Raw genomic sequence first — 3286 nt, 5'->3', positions numbered from 1 at the left:
GCGGTACGCCGACCCGAGGCGCACATCGTCGGCGAGCCACCGAATCCGAGCGGATCATCGACTTCCCGTGACCCGAGGTCCGCCGCCTGGCCGGCCTCGACGTGCCGCGTGTCGAGATGAAGGTGATCCTGGAGACTTTGGGCTTCCACATCTCGGGGACCGGCGACCGGGTGAAGGTGCTGACGCCGTCCTGGCGGCCCGATGTCGAAGGCAAGGCCGACCTCGTCGAGGAGGTCGTGCGCATCGCCGGGCTGGACCGGATCGAGGCCAAGCCGCTGCCCCCGCTCGAAGGAATCGGCCGTCCGTTGCTGACGGTGATGCAGAAGCGGACCCGCACCGCGAAGCGGGCCCTGGCGAGCCGGGGCCTCATGGAGGCGGTCACGTGGTCGTTCGTCCCGCATGGCGATGCCGAACTGTTCGGCGGCGGCGGTGCCGATCTGGTCCTGGCCAATCCCATTGCCGCGGAACTGTCGGACATGCGGCCGAGCCTGCTGCCGGGGCTCCTGCGGGCTGCGCAGCGCAATGCCGACCGGGGTTATCCGGACGCGGCCCTGTTCGAGGTCGGCCAGTGCTTCGCCTCCGATGCGCCGGAGGGCCAGACCATCCGGGCGGCGGCAGTCCGGCGCGGCAGTGCCGGTCTGTCGGGCGCCGGGCGCCACTGGCACGGCACGGCCGGGCCCGTCGACGCCTTCGACGCCAAGGCCGACGCCCTGGCCCTGCTGGGCAGCCTCGGCGTTCCGACCGGCGGCCTTCAGATCACCGCCGGCGGCCCGTCCTGGCTTCATCCCGGTCGCTCGGGCACCCTGCGCTTCGGTCCGAAGACCGAGATCGGCTGGTTCGGCGAGGTGCATCCGCGGACGCTCCAGGCCCTCGACCTGAAGGGTACCCTCGTGGCCTTCGAGATCGTCCTCGACGCCCTGCCCCTGCCCAAGCACAAGCCGACCAAGGCCAAGGCCGCCCTGGTGCTGTCGGAGCTCCAGCCGCTGTCGCGGGACTTCGCCTTCGTGGTCGGCCGCGACGTGCCGGCGGGTGACCTCGTGAAGGCCGCACAGAACGCCGAGCGCAAGCTCGTCACCGGCGTCGACGTGTTCGATCTGTACGAGGGACCCGGCGTGCCGGACGGCGCGAAGTCGGTGGCGATCGCGGTGCGCCTGCAGCCCGTCGAGCGGACCCTCACCGACGCGGAGATCGAGGCGGTGAGCGCCAGGATCGTCGCCGAGGTGTCCCGCAAAACCGGCGCGACCCTTCGGACCTGAGGCGCCACCATGGACCGGATCGCCCTGCTGATCGAAGACCTCGCGGCGGCCGAATACCGGCCGAAGGCGGCGTTGCGGGAAGCGCTCAAGCACCCGTCCGCCGTCGCGGAGGCGACGCTGCCGCTGCTGGAGGGCGCGGCCGACGGACGTGAGCTGACGCCGGAGGAGACGAACCTTCTCTTCTGGGGCCTGCACGTCCTGGCCCATGCCCGGGATACGCGCGCCCTGGCACCGCTGCTGAGGCTGCTCCGGCACGACGAGGAAACCCTCGACGCCATCCTCGGCGATGCCGTCACGGCGACCCTTGCCAAGGTGTTGGCGAGCCTGTTCGACGGCGATCCGCAGCCGCTGTTCCGCCTGATCCTGGACAGCACGGTGGACGATTACGTGCGCATGGCGCTGCTCAGCGCCTGCACCTTCCTGACCCTGGAGGGCCGGATCGACCGGGCCGCGATGCACGACCTGCTGGTCCGGTTCGACGACGCCCAGGCGGCCGTGGAAGAGGCGCCGGCCTGGGTCGGCTGGGAGGAGACGATCGCCCATCTCGGCTTCCGGGACCTCGCGCCCCGGGCGGCTGCGGCCCGTGCCGACGGACGCCTCACCGACGAGATCAGCGACGCCGGGTGGTTCAAGGACGCGCTGCGCAAGGCCGAGGCCAATCCGGACGACCGCGACCGGCTCGGCCCTTACCAGTACGGCTACCTCGACGAGCCGGTGGAAGCCCTCGACTGGGCCGAGGAGGGCGCGGGGGAGCCGCAGCGCAATCCGCTCAAGAACGTCGGCCGCAACGATCCGTGTCCCTGCGGCTCCGGAAAGAAGTTCAAGAAGTGCTGCCTCGGCGCCGAGACCGTCGAGGGCCCGTGGATGCCGCCGGGTTCCCTAGGCCGCTGAGGCGCCGGTGCCGCTGAGCGGGTTGTCGGGATCCCAGCCGTAGCTCAGCGTCTCGAACCGCATGGCGCGGGCATCGACCATCAGGAGGCGCCCGACCAGGGGCTCTCCGAAGCCCGCCACCGCGCGGAGCAGCTCCATGGCCATCAGCGAGCCCATCACTCCGGCCAGGGCTCCCAGCACGCCGGCCTCCGCGCAGGCCGGCACGCTGCCGGGCGGCGGCGGGTTCGGGAAGAGGCAGCGATAGGTCGGGTTTGGCGTCCCGTCCGGCCCGGTCTCGTGGGCGCGGATCGTGGTCAGCGTGCCGTCGAAGCGGCCGAGCGCCGCCGTCACCAGCGGGCGGCGCGCGCGGAAACAGGCATCCGATACCGCGTAGCGCGTGGCGAAATTGTCGGATCCGTCGGCCACGAGGTCGTAGCCGGCGATCAGGTCGACGGCGTTATCCGGATCGATCCGGACCGGATGCGGGACGACGGTCACGTGCGGGTTGAGCCGCGCCACCGCGTCGGCGGCGCTCTCGACCTTCGGCCGGCCGAGATCCGGCGTGCCGTGGATCACCTGCCGCTGGAGGTTCGAGAGGGAAACCGCGTCGTCGTCGACGATTCCGATCGTCCCGATTCCGGCGGCGGCGAGATACTGGATCAGCGGCGCGCCGAGCCCCCCGGCCCCGACGACCAGGATCCGGGCGGCCTTGATCCGGGCCTGGCCGGGGCCGCCGACCTCGGCGAGGACGAGGTGGCGGGCGTAGCGTTCGATCTCATCGGGAGCGAGGGCCATGGCTGCCCCTTAATCCGCGGCGCCGCCAATCGGAAGCGCTGAAAAGACAACGCCGCCCCGGTGAGGAGGCGGCGCGGGTCTCGCGTCTCGGGATCGGTGCCGCTCAGCGCGGCGCCAGGATCATGATCATCTGGCGGCCTTCGAGCATCGGCTCGCTCTCGACCTTGGCGATCTCCGCCGTCTCGCTCTTCACGCGCTCCAGGAGGCGCAGACCGATATCTTGGTGAGCCATCTCACGACCGCGGAAGCGCAGGGTCACCTTGACCTTGTCGCCTTCCTCGAAGAAGCGGTGCACCGACTTCATCTTGGTGTCGTAGTCGTGCTTGTCGATGCCGGGGCGGAGCTTGATCTCCTTCACCTCGACG

At 71.0% G+C, this 3286-nt stretch carries 3 protein-coding genes and 1 pseudogene; 2 read left to right on the top strand and 2 right to left on the bottom strand.

All coding sequences use genetic code 11. The annotated features are described in order from the left end of the window. Window positions 1–1256, top strand: a pseudogene (locus I53_RS26365) (phenylalanine--tRNA ligase subunit beta); the annotation flags it as partial. A gap of 9 nt (window positions 1257–1265) precedes the next feature. Further along, window positions 1266–2147, top strand: coding sequence for a DUF1186 domain-containing protein (locus I53_RS26360; protein WP_043356464.1), 882 nt, complete (start codon window positions 1266–1268; stop codon window positions 2145–2147). On the opposite strand, the gene I53_RS26355 is transcribed toward I53_RS26360, so the two are convergent. Beyond that, on the bottom strand, window positions 2136–2921 hold the full coding sequence (locus tag I53_RS26355) for a molybdopterin-synthase adenylyltransferase MoeB (protein WP_043356462.1): 786 nt from the start codon (window positions 2919–2921) through the stop codon (window positions 2136–2138). The two genes, I53_RS26360 and I53_RS26355, sit on opposite strands and share 12 nt — an antisense overlap. A gap of 103 nt (window positions 2922–3024) precedes the next feature. Next, window positions 3025–3286: translation initiation factor IF-3 (gene infC, locus I53_RS26350; protein WP_043356460.1), on the bottom strand; the 262-nt coding region annotated here is incomplete at its 5' end.

The sequence above is a fragment of the Methylobacterium sp. B1 genome, assembly GCF_000333255.1.
GTDB lineage: Bacteria > Pseudomonadota > Alphaproteobacteria > Rhizobiales > Beijerinckiaceae > Methylobacterium > Methylobacterium fujisawaense.
The sequence above is the reverse complement of the archived record's forward strand: the minus strand, read 5'-3'. Positions and strand labels throughout refer to the sequence as shown.